At 67.4% G+C, this 16,284-nt stretch carries 15 protein-coding genes, 1 tRNA gene and 2 riboswitches; of the genes, 7 read left to right on the forward strand and 9 right to left on the reverse strand.

The annotated features are described in order from the left end of the window. Positions 1-48 precede the first annotated feature (48 nt). Positions 49-1,230 carry a M24 family metallopeptidase gene (locus tag RVY76_RS12160; protein ID WP_317374327.1) on the forward strand — a complete coding sequence of 394 codons (1,182 nt, stop codon included), beginning with the start codon at positions 49-51 and terminating at the stop codon, positions 1,228-1,230. Continuing rightward, positions 1,227-2,384, forward strand: a complete 1,158-nt coding sequence (gene argE / locus RVY76_RS12165) for an acetylornithine deacetylase (protein WP_317374329.1) — start codon at positions 1,227-1,229, stop codon at positions 2,382-2,384. Before RVY76_RS12160 ends, argE begins: the two co-directional genes overlap by 4 nt. Here the strand turns inward: argE and RVY76_RS12170 are convergent. Beyond that, complete coding sequence (locus RVY76_RS12170) at positions 2,381-3,424, reverse strand: dipeptidase (protein WP_317374331.1); 1,044 nt, start codon at positions 3,422-3,424, stop codon at positions 2,381-2,383. The genes argE and RVY76_RS12170 overlap by 4 nt on opposite strands. 60 nt (positions 3,425-3,484) lie before the next feature. Next, positions 3,485-3,560: transfer RNA gene (locus RVY76_RS12175), tRNA-Ala, on the reverse strand. A 79-nt stretch (positions 3,561-3,639) separates the two neighbouring features. On the opposite strand from RVY76_RS12175, the gene RVY76_RS12180 reads away from it, so the two are divergent. After that, complete coding sequence (locus RVY76_RS12180; RefSeq protein ID WP_317374332.1) at positions 3,640-4,974, forward strand: DUF2254 domain-containing protein; 1,335 nt, start codon at positions 3,640-3,642, stop codon at positions 4,972-4,974. 3 nt (positions 4,975-4,977) lie between these two features. Here RVY76_RS12180 and gcvP read toward each other — a convergent pair whose 3' ends face one another. The 3 genes from gcvP to gcvT are packed head-to-tail and all read right to left on the reverse strand — an operon-like array spanning position 4,978 to position 9,388. Next, the gene (gene gcvP / locus RVY76_RS12185) at positions 4,978-7,815 is read right to left on the reverse strand and encodes an aminomethyl-transferring glycine dehydrogenase (RefSeq protein ID WP_317374334.1); all 2,838 of its coding nucleotides are present in this window, start codon (positions 7,813-7,815) and stop codon (positions 4,978-4,980) included. 59 nt (positions 7,816-7,874) lie between these two features. Further along, positions 7,875-8,240: a glycine cleavage system protein GcvH gene (gene gcvH, locus RVY76_RS12190; RefSeq protein WP_317374335.1), complete on the reverse strand. Its 366-nt coding sequence runs from the start codon at positions 8,238-8,240 to the stop codon at positions 7,875-7,877. 14 nt (positions 8,241-8,254) lie between these two features. Then, a complete protein-coding gene (gene gcvT, locus RVY76_RS12195) occupies positions 8,255-9,388 on the reverse strand; it encodes a glycine cleavage system aminomethyltransferase GcvT (RefSeq protein ID WP_317374336.1) in 1,134 nt (377 codons plus the stop codon). 55 nt (positions 9,389-9,443) lie between these two features. Then, positions 9,444-9,506: riboswitch (glycine riboswitch) on the reverse strand. A 3-nt stretch (positions 9,507-9,509) separates the two neighbouring features. Continuing rightward, positions 9,510-9,598, reverse strand: a riboswitch (glycine riboswitch). Between the two features lie 60 nt (positions 9,599-9,658). Here gcvT and RVY76_RS12200 point away from each other — a divergent pair. Continuing rightward, on the forward strand, positions 9,659-10,246 hold the full coding sequence (locus RVY76_RS12200; protein WP_317374337.1) for a gamma-glutamylcyclotransferase family protein: 588 nt from the start codon (positions 9,659-9,661) through the stop codon (positions 10,244-10,246). Here the strand turns inward: RVY76_RS12200 and RVY76_RS12205 are convergent. From RVY76_RS12205 to RVY76_RS12215, 3 genes are read right to left on the reverse strand one after another with little or no spacing between them, the layout of a single operon-like run. Continuing rightward, positions 10,243-11,136: a DMT family transporter gene (locus tag RVY76_RS12205; protein WP_317374339.1), complete on the reverse strand. Its 894-nt coding sequence runs from the start codon at positions 11,134-11,136 to the stop codon at positions 10,243-10,245. The genes RVY76_RS12200 and RVY76_RS12205 overlap by 4 nt on opposite strands. Then, positions 11,133-11,729, reverse strand: coding sequence for a LysE/ArgO family amino acid transporter (locus tag RVY76_RS12210; protein WP_317374341.1), 597 nt, complete (start codon positions 11,727-11,729; stop codon positions 11,133-11,135). The genes RVY76_RS12205 and RVY76_RS12210 overlap by 4 nt, the downstream gene beginning before the upstream one ends. A gap of 49 nt (positions 11,730-11,778) precedes the next feature. Then, on the reverse strand, positions 11,779-13,371 hold the full coding sequence (locus tag RVY76_RS12215; RefSeq protein ID WP_317374343.1) for an SLC13 family permease: 1,593 nt from the start codon (positions 13,369-13,371) through the stop codon (positions 11,779-11,781). A gap of 143 nt (positions 13,372-13,514) precedes the next feature. On the opposite strand from RVY76_RS12215, the gene RVY76_RS12220 reads away from it, so the two are divergent. The 3 genes from RVY76_RS12220 (at position 13,515) to RVY76_RS12230 (ending at position 14,982) form a co-directional block, all read left to right on the forward strand. Further along, a complete protein-coding gene (locus tag RVY76_RS12220; RefSeq protein WP_317374344.1) occupies positions 13,515-13,787 on the forward strand; it encodes a DksA/TraR family C4-type zinc finger protein in 273 nt (90 codons plus the stop codon). A 43-nt stretch (positions 13,788-13,830) separates the two neighbouring features. After that, positions 13,831-14,178, forward strand: coding sequence for a hypothetical protein (locus RVY76_RS12225; RefSeq protein WP_317374346.1), 348 nt, complete (start codon positions 13,831-13,833; stop codon positions 14,176-14,178). 63 nt (positions 14,179-14,241) lie between these two features. After that, complete coding sequence (locus RVY76_RS12230; protein WP_317374348.1) at positions 14,242-14,982, forward strand: YebC/PmpR family DNA-binding transcriptional regulator; 741 nt, start codon at positions 14,242-14,244, stop codon at positions 14,980-14,982. Here RVY76_RS12230 and guaD read toward each other — a convergent pair. After that, positions 14,979-16,262 (reverse strand): guanine deaminase, encoded by a 1,284-nt coding sequence (gene guaD, locus RVY76_RS12235; RefSeq protein WP_317374349.1) that lies wholly within the window; start codon positions 16,260-16,262, stop codon positions 14,979-14,981. The two genes, RVY76_RS12230 and guaD, sit on opposite strands and share 4 nt — an antisense overlap. Positions 16,263-16,284 lie beyond the last annotated feature (22 nt).

Genomic DNA, 16,284 nt, shown 5'->3' on the forward strand with positions numbered 1-16,284 from the left:
CTTGGAACCCCCCAAGGGGGACGACCGCGACCCCGAAGGAGGATGCCCATGACGAAACACGAACCTGCCTTCAGCGTCGCGGAATACCAGAGACGATTGTCGCTGGTGCGCGGCCGGATGGAGGCGGAAGGGCTCGACATCCTGTTCGTCACGAACCCGTCGAACATGGCCTGGCTCACCGGGTATGACGGGTGGTCGTTCTATGTCCATCAGGGCGTGATCGTACTGCCCGATGCCGATCCGCTCTGGTGGGGGCGGTACATGGACGGGTTCGGGGCGCATCGCACCGTCTGGATGAGCAACGACCGCGTTCTGAGTTATTCCGACGACTACATCCAGTCCGACGACCGCCATCCGATGCAGACGCTCGCCGCGCATCTGGGCGATCTCGGAGGGGCCGAGGCCCGGATCGGCGTTGAGAAGGAGAACTATTACTTCACCGCCCGCGCGATGGAGGTGCTGAGCGCCGAATTGCCGCAGGCGGTGTTTGTCGATGCGACGAATCTCTGCAACTGGCAGCGCACCGTCAAATCGGCGGAAGAGCTCGTCTTCATGCGCAAGGCAGGGGCGATCAGCTCGAAGATGATCCGCGGGCTGATGGAGCGCGTCGAGGTCGGCCTGCCCAAGAACGAGCTCGTGGCCGATATCTATCGCGATGCGCTGATGGGCGTCGACGGCGATTGGGGCGACTATCCGGCGATCGTGCCGCTGCTGCCCTCGGGATCGGACGCGGCCGCCGCGCATCTGACCTGGGACGGGCGACCCTTTCAGAAGGACGAAGCGACCTTCTTCGAGATCTCGGGCTGCTACCGCCGCTATCACGCACCATTCTGCCGGACCGTGTTCCTCGGCGATCCGCCGCGCGAGATGCGCCATGCCGAGGCCGCGGTCGCCCGCGGGATCGAGGCGGGGCTGAAGGCGGCAACGCCCGGCAACCGCGCCTGTGACGTCGCCATAGCGCTAAAATCCGAACTCGAACGGGCGGGCATCACCAAGACCGGGCGTGTGGGCTATGCCGTCGGGCTGAGCTACCCGCCCGACTGGGGCGAGCATACGGTCAGCCTGCGCGAGACGGACGAAACGCTGCTCCGACCCGGCATGACCTTCCATTTCATGCCGGCGCTCTGGATGGAGGATTGGGGGCTGGAGCTGACGGAAACCATCGTCATCGGCGAAAGCGGCCCGGCGGAATGCCTGTGCGACTTTCCCCGCGCGCTCGTCGCGAAATGAGCCGGATCGACGAGACGGTCACGATTCTGGGCGAGCTCATCGCCTATCCGACCGTATCCTCCGACAGCAACCTCGCCATGATCGATTTTCTCGCGGACTGTCTGGGCGCCCTGGGCGCACGGTGCGAGATCCTGCGGGACGAGACAGGCGGGAAGGCGAACCTCTTCGCCACGATCGGACCCGAGACCGGCGGCGGCATCCTGCTGTCGGGACATACCGACGTCGTGCCCGTTGCCGATCAGGACTGGAGCACGGATCCCTTCGCGATGCGGGAGGTGGACGGCCTGCTCTACGGGCGGGGGACGTGCGACATGAAGGGGTTCATCGCAGCATGCCTCGCCACCGCCCCGGTCTATGCGCGGGGGACGCTGTCGCGGCCCGTGCATTTCGCCTTCACCCATGACGAGGAGGTCGGATGCCTCGGCGCGCAGGCACTGGTGGCCGAGATGCGCGGCCGCGACACCCGCCCCGCCCTCGCCATCATCGGCGAGCCGACCTTGATGCGCGTGATCGAAGGGCACAAGGGGTGCTGCGAATACACGACCCGCTTCCACGGACTCGAAGGACACGGATCGGCGCCCGATCTGGGCGTCTCGGCCACCGAATACGCCGCGCGGTTCGTCGTGCGGCTTCTGGAGCTGCGCGGAGAACTGGCCGCGCGCGCGCCAGAAGGCAGCCGGTTCGACCCGCCGGGCAGCACGGTGCAGACGGGCCGCATCGCGGGTGGCGTCGCGCATAACGTGATCGCGGGTCTGGCGGAGGTCGATTGGGAGCTGCGCCCGGTCACCGCCGCCGACAAGGATTTCGCGACGCGGACGATGCGCGACTATTGCAACGACACGCTGCTGCCCGCGATGCGCGCGGTGCATGAGGGCGCGCGGATCGAGACGCAGGTGATCGGCGACGTGGAAGGGCTGGAGCCCGTCACCGACAACGAGGCGGCGCGGATCGTGTCGGAGCTGACGGGCGCGAATGGCGCGGATGTCGTGGCCTTCGCGACCGAAGCGGGCCTGTTCCAGAGCCTCGGGATGCAGGCGGTGGTCTGCGGGCCCGGAGATATCGCACAGGCGCACAAGCCGGACGAGTTCGTGGCGCGCGACCAGCTTGCCGCCTGTCTCGCGATGCTGGAAGGGCTCGACGCGAAGCTGCGTTAGGCCCAGCTCTTTTCCAGCACGCGCAGCCAGTTGCCGTGGCAGAGCTTTTCCATCAGCGCGTCGTCGTAGCCGTGATCGCGCATCGCGCTGCGCAGCCTGGGCAGGTCGGCGACGCTCGTCAGATCCTCCGGCACCATCGCGCCGTCGTAATCCGAGCCGAGCCCCACGCGATTCTCGCCGAGCCGGTCGATCAGGTGATCGAGATGGCGCAGCATGACGTCGATCCCGACATCCGCGCGCATCCTGCCGTCGGGGCGCAGGAAGGCCACCGCGAAGTTCAGCCCCACCATCCCGTCGCTTTCGGCGATCGCGTCGAGCTGCGCATCGGTGAGGTTGCGCGCATGCGGGCTGATCGCATGCGCGTTGGAATGCGTGGCGACGAGGGGCCGCGTGCTGGTCCTGGCCACGTCCCAGAACCCCGCCTCGTTCAGATGCGACAGGTCGAGCATGATCCCCAGCTTGTCGCAGCGCCGGACGAGCCGGATCCCCGCATCGGTGAGGCCGGGCCCCGTATCGCCGGTCGAGGGGAAACGGAACGGCACGCCATGACCGAAGATCGTCTCGCGGCTCCAGACGGGCCCGAGCGAGCGCAGGCCGCGATCGTAATAATCGTCGAGCTCGGTCAGATCGGGGCCGATGGCCTCCGCTCCCTCCATGTGCAGGATCGCGGCCATGCCGTCGCCGCCGATCGCGGCGCGCAGATCCCCGACACTGCGGCATTGGGTCAGAAAGCCGAGCCGCACGAGGTCGTCGAAGATCGCGATCTGGTCGTTCACGACCTTCGTTGCCTCGTCCTGCGGCACCATCCCGGGCAGAGGCATGTCGTATCCGTCGCCCTGCATCGCCGCCATCTTGGCGATGACATCGACATGCGACGGCACCCAGAGTGCAAAGAAGCCGCCGGCGAAACCGCCCTCGCGCGCGGCGGGTGCAAAGATCGCACCCTGCCCCTCGCCGCCAACGCTTTCGGGGCCGTCGGGCGCACCATAGAGCCGCGTCAGCAGATCGTTGTGACCATCAAAGATGAGGGGTGCGCGCATGGCCGGAACCTCCCGGGGTGGCGGACCGCCCGGGCGCATGACGATCGCGATCGAGAAAGGTGGTGGAGCCGAGGGGGATCGAACCCCTGACCTCGTCATTGCGAACGACGCGCTCTCCCAACTGAGCTACGGCCCCAACGGGCCGAGGCATCGCGCGTCGCGCAGCAATTGTCAAGCGGATGCGGAACCGGGCGCGGACCGCGACGTTCGACGGGATGATAACTTCGGTCTACTGGCAGGTACGGCGGTTCGCGCGCCGATTCTGGGTGCGCGTGACGCTGATTTCCTGCCTCGCGATCCTCGCGGCGGTGCTGTCGCCACTGTCGCATTTCCTGCCCTTTTCGCTGAAGGCCGAGATCGACGAGGAATCGCTCGACGATCTGCTGTCGATCCTGACCAATTCGATGCTGACGGTGACGACGTTCTCGCTGTCGATCATGGTGTCCTCGCATCTGGCCGCCGACGGAAACGCGACACCGCGGGCCCACAGGCTCCTGCGCGAGGACGGGCGCACGCAGACCGTCATCGCGACCTTCATCGGGGCCTTCATCTATGCGCTGACGATGACCGTGATGCTCAATCTCGGATTCTTCGAGCAGGACAATTACGGGATGATCTATCTCGTCACGGTGGGGGTTCTGGCACTTCTCGTCGTGGCGATGCTGCGCTGGGTCGCGCATCTTGCCGGGCTCGGCTCGATCGAGGCGACTATCGGCCGGGTGGAGGAAAGCGCGATCGCCTCGCTCAAGGCGCGCTGCGCGTATCCGTTCCTAGGCGCACGTCCGCTGTCGGAAGCCGAGATCCCGGAAGACGCGGCCGTGTTTCATTCGAAGCGCTTCGGATACATTCAGAACATCGACACAAACCGGCTGAACGAATGCGCCTCGGACTGGGCCACGCGGATCTTCGTCTCCGTCTCGCCCGGGGATTGGGTGGGTGCGGGCGATCCGCTCGGCCAGGTCGATCTCGAGACGCTCGACGAGGAGCAGGAGAACGCGATCTACGCGGCCATCGCGATCGGCGACCAGCAGGATTACGATCAGGACGCGATCTTCTCGCTGGTCGTGCTTGCCGAGATCGCCGAACGCGCATTGTCACCCGGCATCAACGACCCGCGCACCGGCATCGACGTGGTCAGCCGCCTGACCCGCATGATCGGTGAGATGCCACCCGAACGGCCGATCGATCCGCCGACCGCACCCGCGGTCTATTGCCCCCCGCTCGACATGCGGCAAATGCTGCTCAGCACGCTCGACCCGATCGCGCGCGACGGGCGCGCCTTCGTCGAGGTGCAGATCGCCGTGCAGAAGGCCTATGCGCTGCTCTCGCGTCACCGCGACCCGGATCTTGCCGAGGCCGCGGTGGCATTGTCGGCGCGCGCGCTCAGCTACGCGCGCGAAGGGATCCCGGTGATCGAGGATCTCCAGCGTCTGGCCGCCGTGGCCCCCGCCGACTACCTCGCCGAAACGACGGCGAGCGAACCGAGCCGCCGGGTCAGTTCCCTTCTCGGCGACGAGCGCCAGATGAACATCGAGCGCTCAGACGGCTAGGTATCACTCGGCCGCGTCGAGATAGGTCTCGAGCGGCGGGCAGGTGCAGACGAGGTTGCGGTCGCCATAGACGTTGTCGACACGGTTGACCGGCGGCCAGTACTTGTCGACCCGGAACGCGCCCGCCGGATAGCATCCCGTTTCGCGGCTGTAGGGCCGATCCCAGTCGCCGATGAGGTCCTCGACCGTATGCGGCGCATGCTTCAGGGGGTTGTTCTCGGCATCGCCGCCCTCCTCGATCGCGCGGATCTCCTCGCGGATCGACAGCATCGCGTCGCAGAAGCGATCGAGTTCGGCCTTGGTCTCGCTCTCGGTCGGCTCGACCATCAGCGTTCCGGCCACGGGCCAGCTCATCGTCGGAGCGTGGAAGCCGTTGTCGATCAACCGCTTGGCGACATCGTCGACCGTCACATGGGCCGACTTGTCGAAGGGCCGCGTGTCGAGGATGCATTCATGCGCGATGCGTCCGTTCCGCCCGCGATAGAGGACGTCGTAGGCCCCTTCGAGCCGCTTGGCGATGTAGTTCGCGTTGAGGATCGCGACCTTGGTGGCCTGCGTCAGCCCCTCGCCCCCCATGAGCAGGCAATAGGCCCACGAGATCGGCAGGATCGAGGCCGACCCGAAGGGGGCCGCCGAGACCGCGCCGCCATTCTCGCCGAAGCCCGGCAGATGCTCGGCCAGATGGGCGCGCACGCCGATCGGCCCCATGCCGGGACCGCCGCCGCCATGCGGGATGCAGAAGGTCTTGTGCAGGTTCAAGTGGCTTACATCGGCACCGATCTCGCCCGGTTTCGACAGGCCGACCATCGCGTTGAGGTTCGCTCCGTCGAGATAGACCTGCCCGCCATGCCGGTGCGTGATCTCGCAGATCTCGCTCACCGTTTCCTCGAAGACGCCGTGGGTCGAGGGATAGGTGATCATGCAAGCGGCGAGATCGTCGCCCGCGGCCTCGGCCTTGGCGCGGAAATCCTCGACATCGACATCGCCGCGCGCGGTGCACTTCACAACCACGACCTTCATGCCGCACATCTGCGCCGAGGCGGGGTTGGTGCCATGCGCGTTGACGGGGATGAGACAGATCCGGCGATGCCCCTCGCCGCGCGCCTCGTGGTAGCGCTGGATCGTCAGGAGGCCTGCATATTCGCCCTGCGCGCCCGAATTGGGCTGCATCGACATGGCGTCGTAGCCGGTGATCTCGCAGAGCTTGGCGCTCAGATCCCCGATCATCTCGGCATAACCCTCGGTCTGGTCGGCGGGCGCGAACGGGTGGATCATCGCGAATTCCGGCCAGGTGATCGGGGCCATCTCGACCGCGGCGTTGAGCTTCATCGTGCAGGAGCCGAGCGGGATCATCGCGCGGTCGAGCGCGAGATCGCGATCCGACAGACGCCGCATGTAGCGCATCATCTCTGTCTCGGCCCGGTTCATGTGGAAGACCGGATGGTCGAGATAGCCGGTCTGCCGCGCGAGCGCCTCGGGGAAGCGCGCATGGGTCGGGGCCTGCGTCTCGGGATCCTCGATCCCGAAACAGCCCAGAAGCTTCACGACGGTTTCGAGCCGCGTCGTCTCGTCGAGCGCGATGCCGAGCCTGGTCCGCCCCACCCGACGCAGGTTGATCCGCTGGCGAGCGGCCTCGGCGAAGATCGTGCCCTGCAACGCGCCGACCTCGACCGTGATCGTGTCGAAGAAATGCTCGGGCGCGACCGAATAGCCGGCCTTCGCCAGTGCCTCGGCCACGTGGACGGCCTTGGAATGTATCCGCTCGGCGATGGCGCGAAGGCCCTCGGGGCCATGGAAGACCGCATAGAAGCTCGCCATCACGGCGAGGAGCGCCTGCGCGGTGCAGACGTTGCTCGTGGCCTTCTCGCGGCGGATGTGCTGCTCGCGCGTCTGCAGGCTCAGGCGGAAGGCCTGATTGCCGCGCGCGTCGACGCTGACGCCCACGATCCGTCCGGGCATGGAGCGCTTGAGCGGGTCGCGGCACGCCATGTAAGCGGCATGCGGCCCGCCATAGCCCATCGGCACGCCGAAGCGCTGGGTGGAGCCCACCGCGATATCGGCCCCCATCGCGCCCGGCTCCTTCAGGAGGGTGAGCGCCATTGGGTCGGCGATGACGATGCCGAGCGCGGCGTTGTCGTGCAGCGCCGCGATGATGTCGGTGAAATCGATGAGCCCGCCATGCGTGCCGGGATACTGGAAGATCCCCGCGAAAACGGAGGCGGGGTCGAGATCCGCGGGCGCGCCCACGATCACCTCGATCCCCAGCGGGGCGCAGCGGGTGCGGATCACGTCGATATTCTGCGGGTGGCAGTTCTCGTCGACGAAGACCGCTCGGGCCTTCGACTTGGCGGTGCGCTCGGCCATCGTGACCGCTTCGGCCGCCGCCGTCGCCTCGTCGAGGAGCGAGGCATTGGCGATGTCGAGCCCCGTGAGGTCGCAGACCATCGTCTGGTAGTTTAGAAGCGCCTCGAGCCGGCCTTGGCTGATCTCGGGCTGGTAGGGCGTGTAGGCCGTGTACCAAGCCGGATTCTCGAGGATGTTGCGCTGGATCGCGGGCGGCGTGACCGTACCGTGAAAGCCCTGGCCGATCATGGTCGAGAAGACCTGGTTCTTGCGCGCGGTCTGGCGCATGTGCCAGAGCAGCTCGCGCTCGGACAATGCCGGCCCGAAATCGAGCGGTTTCGCCTGCCGGATCGAGGACGGCACCGTCTCGTCGATGAGCTGGTCGAGCGACCCGGCCCCGAGCCGGTCGAGCATCTCGGCCATTTCCGAGGGAGACGGTCCGATATGGCGCCTGTTGGCGAAATCGTAGGGATCGTAATCGGTCGGCTCGAACGTCATGGCCAGTCCTTTCCTTGCCGCGGGCCCGGGGTTCCCGATGGAAAGCCCGGGCCCCGCGATCAGATGAATTTCTTGTAGGCGGCTTCGTCCATCATCGCGTCGAGATCGGACATGTCGGCGACGCGCATCTTGAAGAACCAGCCCGCACCCAGCGGGTCCTCGTTCACGAGCGAGGGATTCTCCTCGAGCGCGGTGTTCACCTCGATGATCTCGCCGTCGCAGGGGGCCATGATGTCGGATGCGGCCTTGACGGATTCGATCACGACGACCTCGTCCTCCCTCGCGATCGTGGTCCCTTCCTCGGGAAGCTCCACGAAGACGAGATCGCCGAGCTGCTCGGCGGCGTGTTCGGTGATGCCCACGGTCACGACGTTCTCCTCGTCGTCCTCGGGGCGGAGCCATTCGTGCTCTTCGGTGAATTTCATGGGCGGCGTCCTTCTCAGCGTTTGTACGTGGCGGGTCGGAACGGCATCTCGACCACGGTGACGGGCAGCCTCCTGCCGCGCACCGCGCCCCAGATCTTGGAGCCGATTGCGGAATGGTCAATCGAAACGTAGCCCATGGCGAGGGGCCGCTCGATGCTCGGCCCGAAAGCGCCCGACGTGACGGTGCCGATGGGCGTTTCGTCATCTTCTGCGGCAAAGAGCTCGGTGCCCTGGCGCATCGGGGCGCGCCCCTCGGGCAGAAGGCCCACGCGCAGCCGCGCGGGGCCCGTCGCCAGCCGGTCGAGTACGATCCCGGCCCCAGGGAAGCCGCCTTCCCGCGCGCCGCCCGCGCGCCGGGCCTTCTGGATCGACCAGAGGAGGTTCGCCGAGACCGGGTCGGTCGTGCGGTCGATATCGTTGCCATAGAGGCAGAGACCGGCCTCGAGCCTGAGCGAATCGCGTGCGCCGAGCCCGATCGGCGCGACGTTCTCGTGCGAGAGCAGCGCGCGGGCGAAATCCTCGGCTCTGTCGGCCACGACCGAAATCTCGAACCCGTCCTCGCCGGTATAGCCCGAGCGCGACACCCAGAGCGGCCCGAAATCGGAGCCGAGGGTCGCCACGTCCATGAAGGACATGTCGCGCGCGCCGGGGGCCAGCGCGTCGAGCGCATCCTCGGCCGCCGGGCCCTGCAGGGCGATCAGGGCGCGATCCGCGATCTCCTCGACCTCGCATGTCCGGGACAGATGCTCGTGCAGATGGGCGATGTCGCGGGCCTTGCAGGCTGCGTTGACGACGAGAAAGAGGTGGTCGCCGCGATTGGCGACCATCAAATCGTCGCGGATCCCGCCCTCGTCGTCGGTGAAGAGCGCATAGCGCTGACGCCCGTCCTTCAGCGCAAGGATATCCTGCGGCACAAGCGTTTCGAGCGCGCGGGCCGCGTCGGCGACGTCGCCCGATCGGGGCCTGAGGATCACCTGACCCATATGGCTCACGTCAAAGAGACCGGCGGCGGCGCGGCAATGAAGATGCTCCTTCATCACGCCGGGGACGTATTGCACGGGCATCTCGTAGCCGGCGAAAGGCACCATTCGACCGTCGAGGTCGCGGTGGAGCGCATGGAGCGGCGTCGTCAGAAGTTCTTCGGCCATAGCGGGGGGACCTCCGGCATCAATGTCGCGCGGAATGACCCGCGTCCGATGCCCCCTCTGTCCCTTGCGCCTGAGATCGCTATCCCTTCGGCGGGCGCGGCTGCGCCACTCTCCAGAGTTCGTGTGAGCGGCGGTCCTTTTGCCTGAGAGTTTACCGGGGCGGTTGCTCCTTCGGCACCGGCATTCACCGGCTTCTCCCGTCGCTCGCGGCCTCATGCCACGAAGCCGCGGGGTTGCCAAGCCCCACGTGACGCGGCAAACCGCGTCGCCATGAGCGATCCCTATTTCTTCGGCTATGGCAGCCTCGTCAACGTAGGCTCCCACGCGTATCGACCGACCGTACGCGGGGTCCTGCCCGGCTGGCGGCGTCGCTGGCGCGCCACCCATCTGCGTCCCGCCGCCTTCCTGACGGCGGCGCGCGACCCGGATGTCGAGATCGAGGGCCTGATCGCGCCGGTGCCGGGGGCCGACTGGGCCGCGCTCGACCTGCGCGAGGGCGGCTACGACAGGCTCGAGGCCGCCGGTCTGCGCCACGATCTGGGGCGCGACGCGCATGTCGCGGTCTATGCCATCCCCGAGAGCATGGATCCCGCCGACGGGCCCTGCCCGATCCTGCTGAGCTATCTGGACGTCGTGGTGAAAGGTTATCTCGACGAGTTCGGCGAGGCCGGCGTCGCGCGGTTCATGGAAACGACCGACGGGTGGGAAACGCCCGCGGCCGATGATCGCGATGCGCCGCTATACCCCCGTGCGCAGGATGTGGGCGGCGATGTCCGCACCCTCGTCGACGACTGGCTCGATCGGCTCGGCTGTCCGCACATCGACATCGCCGAGACCGCGCTCGGCCAGGCGGGCTAGGGCGCAACGGGGGGCTGCTGCCGCACCCGCTTGGCGCGCGCCTCGCGGATCGTGATGACGAGAACGGCCCCCACGATGACGATGCCGCCCGTCACGACATAGGCATCGACCCCCTCGTCGAAGACGAACGCGCCCAATGCCGTCGCCCAGATCAGTTGCAGGAAGGTCACGGGCTGCGTCACGGTGATGGGTGCCGCGCGGAAAGCGAGCGTCATGCTCAGATGTGCGCTGGTGGCGACCGTCGCCACGAGGAAGAGCCAGCCGAGTTCGGACCAGGTGGGCCAGACCCAGACTGCCATCGCGAAGGGGGTGAGCCCGATCGTCACCGTGATCGACAGCATGGCCACCACGACGGTCGGCGCGACCTCGTCCGACAGGACCTTGGCGATGAGGTAGGAGCCGGCGAAGAGGATCGCCGTCCCGATCATGGCGATGTGGCCGGGGCTGATCTCGCGGAACCCGGGGCGCAGGATGATCGCGACGCCGACAAGCGCCACGAGGATCGCGACGATGCGCGGCCAGCGCATGCGCTCGCCCAGAAACAGCGCCGCGCCGATCGCGACATAGACCGGCGAGACGTAGTTCATCGCCGTGACCTCTGCGATGGGGATCTGCGTCATCGCGAAGAACCACAGGATCACGCCCAGCGCGTGCAGCAGCCCCCGCACCCCGAAGAGCGTCGCGACCCGTCGGTCGAACCTGACGCGCCGCAGCGCACCCAGCATCGGCAAAAGAAAGACGAGGCCCAGGGCATAGCGCAGGAAGGCCGCCTCGGCCGCGGGGACGCGACTGCCCAGATGTTTGACCATCGCGGTCACCGCAACGAAGAGCACTCCCGTCAGCAGCATCCAGAGCGCGCCCGCCACGGGCCTGTCCTGCCGCACGCTCATCCCGTCACCAGCCTGAGCGCGATGGCCCACATCACGATGCCCACGCCGATGTCGAGGGTTCGCCAGGCCACCGGCCGCGCGAAGAGCGGGGCCAGCGCCCGCGCGCCGTAGCCCAACGCGAAGAAGAACGCGAATGAGGCGGCGACCGCTCCCACCCCGAAAAGCAGCCGGTCGTCGGCCCCGGACGCGACCGAACCCAGCAGAACCACCGTATCGAGATAGACATGCGGGTTGAGCCACGTCAGCGCCAGGCAGGTCAGAACGGCCGAGCGGCGCGTCTCGCGCGAGCCGTCCGAGAGCGTCATCGCGGCCATCCCGCGCCACGCGTTGCGGAACGCCATCGCGCCGTAGACGGCGAGGAACGCGGCCCCGCCGAAGGTGAAGACCGGCTCGATCCAGGGGGCCGCGGTGACGAGCCATCCGAACCCGGCGACCCCCACGGTCACGAGGATCGCATCGCTTGCCGCGCAGGTCAGCACCACCGGCAGGACATGCGCGCGCCTGAGCCCCTGCCGCAGGACGAAGGCGTTCTGCGCGCCGATGGCGAGGATCAGGGAAAGGCCCAGCAGGAAGCCGGCCGAGAGAGACGACATGTCACCGGGCTATCCCCGTTCCGGGCCGGCCACAAGCCGGCCCGATCCGTCAGAAGGAATAGCCGAACACCCAGGCCCCGAGCGTGTAGCAGAAGACCGTGATGAGGAAGACGCCCACGATGTTGAGGATCACGCCCCCGCGCATCATTTGCGCGATGGAGACCGCGCCCGTGCCGAAGACGATGGCGTTGGGCGGCGTTCCGACGGGCAGCATGAAGGCACAGGTGGCAGCGAACGCCGCGGGGATCAGCAGGCCCAGCGGATCGGCACCGATCCCCGCCGCGACGCCGCCCAGGACCGGAATGAAGGTGGCCGCCGTGGCGGTGTTCGACGTGATCTCGGTCAGGAAGAGGACGATGGTCACGACCGAGGCGACGAGCAGGATGGCGGGCAGCGAACCGAGGCCGCTCACCTGTTGGCCGAACCACTGGTCGAGACCGGTCGAGGCCACCGCGCTCGCCAGGCTGAGGCCACCGCCGAAGAGCAGCAGAACGCCCCATGGCAGCCCGTCCTCGGCATCCTTCCAGTCGAGGACCATGCGGTGACGCCCCTCCGCGGGGATGAAGAACATCGAAAGGCCGGCCGCGATGGCGATCGCGGTATCGTCGAGCCCGTCGAGGAAGCCGAGCCCGGGGATCGAGGCGAGCAGCCCCGGCACGACCCAGAGGAAGGCGGCACTTCCGAAGACCGCCATCACGGCCTTCTCGCCCTGCGAAAGCGCCCCGAGATCGCGGATCTGATCGGCGATCAGGCTGCGACCGCCCGGGATCTCCTCGAGGGAGAAGCGATAGAGCACACGCGTCATCAGGACCCAGCCGATCAGGATGAAGATCGCCGCGATCGGAACGCCGACGAGCATCCATTCGAGAAAGCCGATCTCGCGACCGAGCTCGTCCGCCGCATATCCCGCGACGATCGCGTTGGGCGGCGACCCGAGAAGCGTGCCGAGCCCGCCCATCGAGGCCGACCACGCGATGGCGAGGACGAGGCATACGCCGAACCGCTTGATATCGGGGTCCGAGATCACGTCGCTGATCCGTCCGCCCTTGTGCAAATCGTCACCCACATCGGCATCCGCACTGCCCTTCTTCGCGGACCTTTCGGCCACCAGCGTCAGCACCGACAGACCGATCGGCAGCATCATCAGCGTGGTGGCGGTGTTCGACACCCACATCGACAGGAAGCCCGTCGCGATCATCATGCCGAGCACGATGCGCCGCGGCTCGACCCCCACCCGGGCGAGCGTCATGAGCGCGATGCGCCGGTGCAAGTTCCACTTCTCCATCGCGATGGCGATGAGAAAGCCGCCGAGGAAGAGAAAGACGATGGAGCTTGCATAGGGGGCCGTCGCCTGGCTGACCGTCTGATCGGTCAGCGCGGGAATGAGCACGATGGGCAGGAGCGCCGTGGCGGAAAGCGGGATGGCCTCGGTCATCCACCAGATCGCCATGAGCGTCCCGATCGCCGCGACCCAGCGGGCATCGGGCGAAAGCCCCTCGCTGCCGCCCAGTAGCAGCCAGACCGCGACGGCGGCGACGAGGCCGATCACGCGGTTGACCCACATCAGGCCCGAGCTTTCGGTGCCGGGTTCCTCGGCAGTCGCGTAATCGTTCCTGCCCGATCCCTGTGGCCCGTCACTCATCGATATTCCCCCGTCTCGGAACGCAAAATTCGCGCGATCTTGATGCAGGCGCGCCTGCTCCACAAGCGGTAGGGGCTCGAAAACATTGCATGCGACCGCCATCCGCGCTTTTCTGCCGCCGAAACCCAGCGAGGGAGAGTGCGATGGCCGGAGGATGGACCCGTGACGGTGCGGTGAGCGAGCAGATCGAAGCCTCGATCTCGGACGAGCTCAAGCGCCTTGAAGCCCGCCGCAGGCAGGCCGGAGGCGAAAGCCGCACCCATTGCGCCGAATGCGAGGAACCGATTTCCGAGGAACGCCGGAAGGCGGTGCCGGGCGCGCAGCTCTGCATCGACTGCATGCGCGAACGCGATCGTGCCGACGCACCGCGCGGCGGCATCAACCGCCGCGGCAGCAAGGACAGCCAATTGAAATGACCTCCGATTTCCGCCGACCCGTCATCCGTTCCCGGCCATCCGCATGAAGGCGTCCTTCGTTCTCGTCGCTATCCCGCTTCTCCTCGCAGGCTGCGCCGAAGGGCCCGGACTTGCGACCCCGGGCGACCCGGCCCCGCGGGCGGTCACGCTCTACCGCGACACCGTGACGGTCGAGATGCGCGACGGCGCGCTCTGTACCGGGGTGCGGCCGGCTGGACAGGGCCCGTGGCGCACGACGCTCAGGGGCTGCCCCCACACCTGGCCGGTCTCGGTGCTGCGCCCGACCGAGCGTCCGCGCCTGCCGCTCGCCCCCGAGGATGCGGCCCCTTGGGTCACGCTCTCACCGCCCGGCGGCGCGGCGATGGGATACGGCCCCCGCCTTGGGTCTTGATGCGGAGGGCCGCTTCCGACTATATGCCGTGCGATCCCCCCGCGTGACATGATGAGGTGAGCCATGGCTGGCCATTCCAAATGGGCCAATATCCAGCATCGCAAGGGGCGTCAGGACGCCGCTCGCTCGAAGCTGTTCTCGAAACTGGCCAAGGAAATCACGGTGGCCGCCAAGATGGGCGACCCCGATCCCGAGAAGAACCCCCGCCTGCGCCTTGCCGTCAAGGAGGCCAAGACCCAGTCGGTGCCCAAGGACGTGATCGACCGCGCCATCAAGAAGTCGCAGGGCGGCGACATGGAGAACTACGAGGAAATCCGCTACGAAGGCTACGGGCCGTCGGGCGTCGCGATCATCGTCGAGGCGATGACCGACAACCGCAACCGCACCGCCTCGACCGTGCGCTCGACCTTCTCCAAGAACGGCGGCAATCTGGGCGAGACCGGATCGGTGAGCTTCATGTTCGACCGCAAGGGTCAGGTGACCTACCCCGCCGCCGCGGGTGAACCCGACGACATCATGATGGCCGCCATCGAGGCCGGTGCCGAGGATGTCGAAAGCTCCGAGGACGGCCACGTCATCTGGTGCGCCGATACCGACCTGGCCGACGTCGCGACCAAGCTCGAGGAGCAGCTCGGGGAATCGGACTCGACCAAGCTCGTCTGGCGGCCGCAGACCACGACCGAGCTCGATCTCGACGGGATGCAGAAGCTGATGAAGCTGATGGACGCGCTCGACGACGATGACGACGTGCAGAACGTCACCGCCAATTTCGAGACCACCGACGAGGTGATGGCGCAGCTCTAGCCCGCCACGCGCCGTCCCGCGACCCAGGTCCCGGCGACGGCGCGATCGTCTCCCATCATGATGGTCGGAAAGACCGCCTCCCAGATATCGTCCGCCCGCGCGCTCCGCTGTGCGATGGCGGGCGTGGAGCCCAAATCGAGCGCGACGAGATCCGCCGCCGATCCGACGGCCATCGTCCCGATCTCCTCCTCCGCATGGAGGATCCGGGCCGACCCGGCCGTCGCGAGCCACAACAGCTCCGCCGGATGGAGCGGACGTCCGGTCAGCTGTCCGATCTCGTAGGCCGCCGCCATCACCCGCAGCATCGAAAAGGACGACCCGCCCCCGGTATCGGTGGCGAGACCCACGCGCTGCCCCTCGGCCAGCCGCGCGCCCATCTCGAAAAGCCCCGACCCGATGAACGTGTTCGAGGTCGGACAATGAACGAGCCCCCCGCCGACTTCGGCCAGCCGGTCACGCTCGCGCGGCTCCAGATGGATCGCATGCCCGTAGAGTCCCCGCGAGCCCAGAAGCCCATGCGCCTCGTAGGTATCGAGATAGTCGCGTGCGGAGGGATAGAGCCCGCGCACCCAGTCGACCTCGTCCACCTGCTCGCTCAGATGCGTCTGCATGAGGCAATCGGGATGCTCGGCCCAGAGCGCACCCAGCGCCTCGAGCTGTTCGGGGCTCGAGGTGGGCGAGAATCGCGGCGTGATCGCATAGCGCGCCCGCCCCGCCCCGTGCCAGCGCCCGAGCAGCGCCGCGCTCTCGTCATAGGCGCGCCGCGCGTTGTCGCGCAGACCTTCGGGCGCGTTGCGGTCCATGCACGTCTTGCCTGCCACGACAGCCATGCCGCGCGCCTCGGCCGCGCCGAAGAAGGCATCGACGCTTTCGGGATGGATCGTGCAAAAGGACGACAGCGTCGTCGTCCCGTGGGCCAGCGCAAGGTCCAGCGTCAGGTCGGCCTGCGCACGGGCATAATCCGCATCGCCGAACCTCATCTCCTCGGGAAAGGTGTAGGTCTCGAGCCAGTCGATCAGCCGCTTGCCCCAGCTCGCGATCATGCCCGTCTGGGGATAGTGCATGTGCGCGTCGACGAATCCCGGCAGGATCAGCGCATCCCCGAGATCCGTCACGCGCGCCCCGGCAAAGTCGCGCCCGAGATCGGCGGCACTGCCCAGCGCCAGGATGCGACCATCCGCGATCGCGACCCCGCCATGCAGCCGTGCGGCCTCTCCGGGCTCCGGGCCAAAAGGCTCCGCCACGAATTCCAGCACCCGTCCCAGGATCAATTCGACCATCTTGCATCCTCGTTCTGTCGCT

The organism is Palleronia sp. LCG004 (assembly GCF_032931615.1).
Lineage (GTDB): Bacteria > Pseudomonadota > Alphaproteobacteria > Rhodobacterales > Rhodobacteraceae > Palleronia.

Coding starts and splice junctions, on each gene's coding strand:
- RVY76_RS12225 (WP_317374346.1), top strand. CDS start 13,831: ATGAAGGCGTCCTTCGTTCTCGTCGCTATCCCGCTTCTCCTCGCAGGC.
- gcvP (WP_317374334.1), bottom strand. CDS start 7,815: ATGACGTTCGAGCCGACCGATTACGATCCCTACGATTTCGCCAACAGG.
- gcvH (WP_317374335.1), bottom strand. CDS start 8,240: ATGAAATTCACCGAAGAGCACGAATGGCTCCGCCCCGAGGACGACGAG.
- guaD (WP_317374349.1), bottom strand. CDS start 16,262: ATGGTCGAATTGATCCTGGGACGGGTGCTGGAATTCGTGGCGGAGCCT.
- RVY76_RS12170 (WP_317374331.1), bottom strand. CDS start 3,424: ATGCGCGCACCCCTCATCTTTGATGGTCACAACGATCTGCTGACGCGG.
- RVY76_RS12220 (WP_317374344.1), top strand. CDS start 13,515: ATGGCCGGAGGATGGACCCGTGACGGTGCGGTGAGCGAGCAGATCGAA.
- argE (WP_317374329.1), top strand. CDS start 1,227: ATGAGCCGGATCGACGAGACGGTCACGATTCTGGGCGAGCTCATCGCC.
- gcvT (WP_317374336.1), bottom strand. CDS start 9,388: ATGGCCGAAGAACTTCTGACGACGCCGCTCCATGCGCTCCACCGCGAC.
- RVY76_RS12205 (WP_317374339.1), bottom strand. CDS start 11,136: ATGAGCGTGCGGCAGGACAGGCCCGTGGCGGGCGCGCTCTGGATGCTG.
- RVY76_RS12160 (WP_317374327.1), top strand. CDS start 49: ATGACGAAACACGAACCTGCCTTCAGCGTCGCGGAATACCAGAGACGA.
- RVY76_RS12230 (WP_317374348.1), top strand. CDS start 14,242: ATGGCTGGCCATTCCAAATGGGCCAATATCCAGCATCGCAAGGGGCGT.
- RVY76_RS12215 (WP_317374343.1), bottom strand. CDS start 13,371: ATGAGTGACGGGCCACAGGGATCGGGCAGGAACGATTACGCGACTGCC.
- RVY76_RS12200 (WP_317374337.1), top strand. CDS start 9,659: ATGAGCGATCCCTATTTCTTCGGCTATGGCAGCCTCGTCAACGTAGGC.
- RVY76_RS12210 (WP_317374341.1), bottom strand. CDS start 11,729: ATGTCGTCTCTCTCGGCCGGCTTCCTGCTGGGCCTTTCCCTGATCCTC.
- RVY76_RS12180 (WP_317374332.1), top strand. CDS start 3,640: ATGATAACTTCGGTCTACTGGCAGGTACGGCGGTTCGCGCGCCGATTC.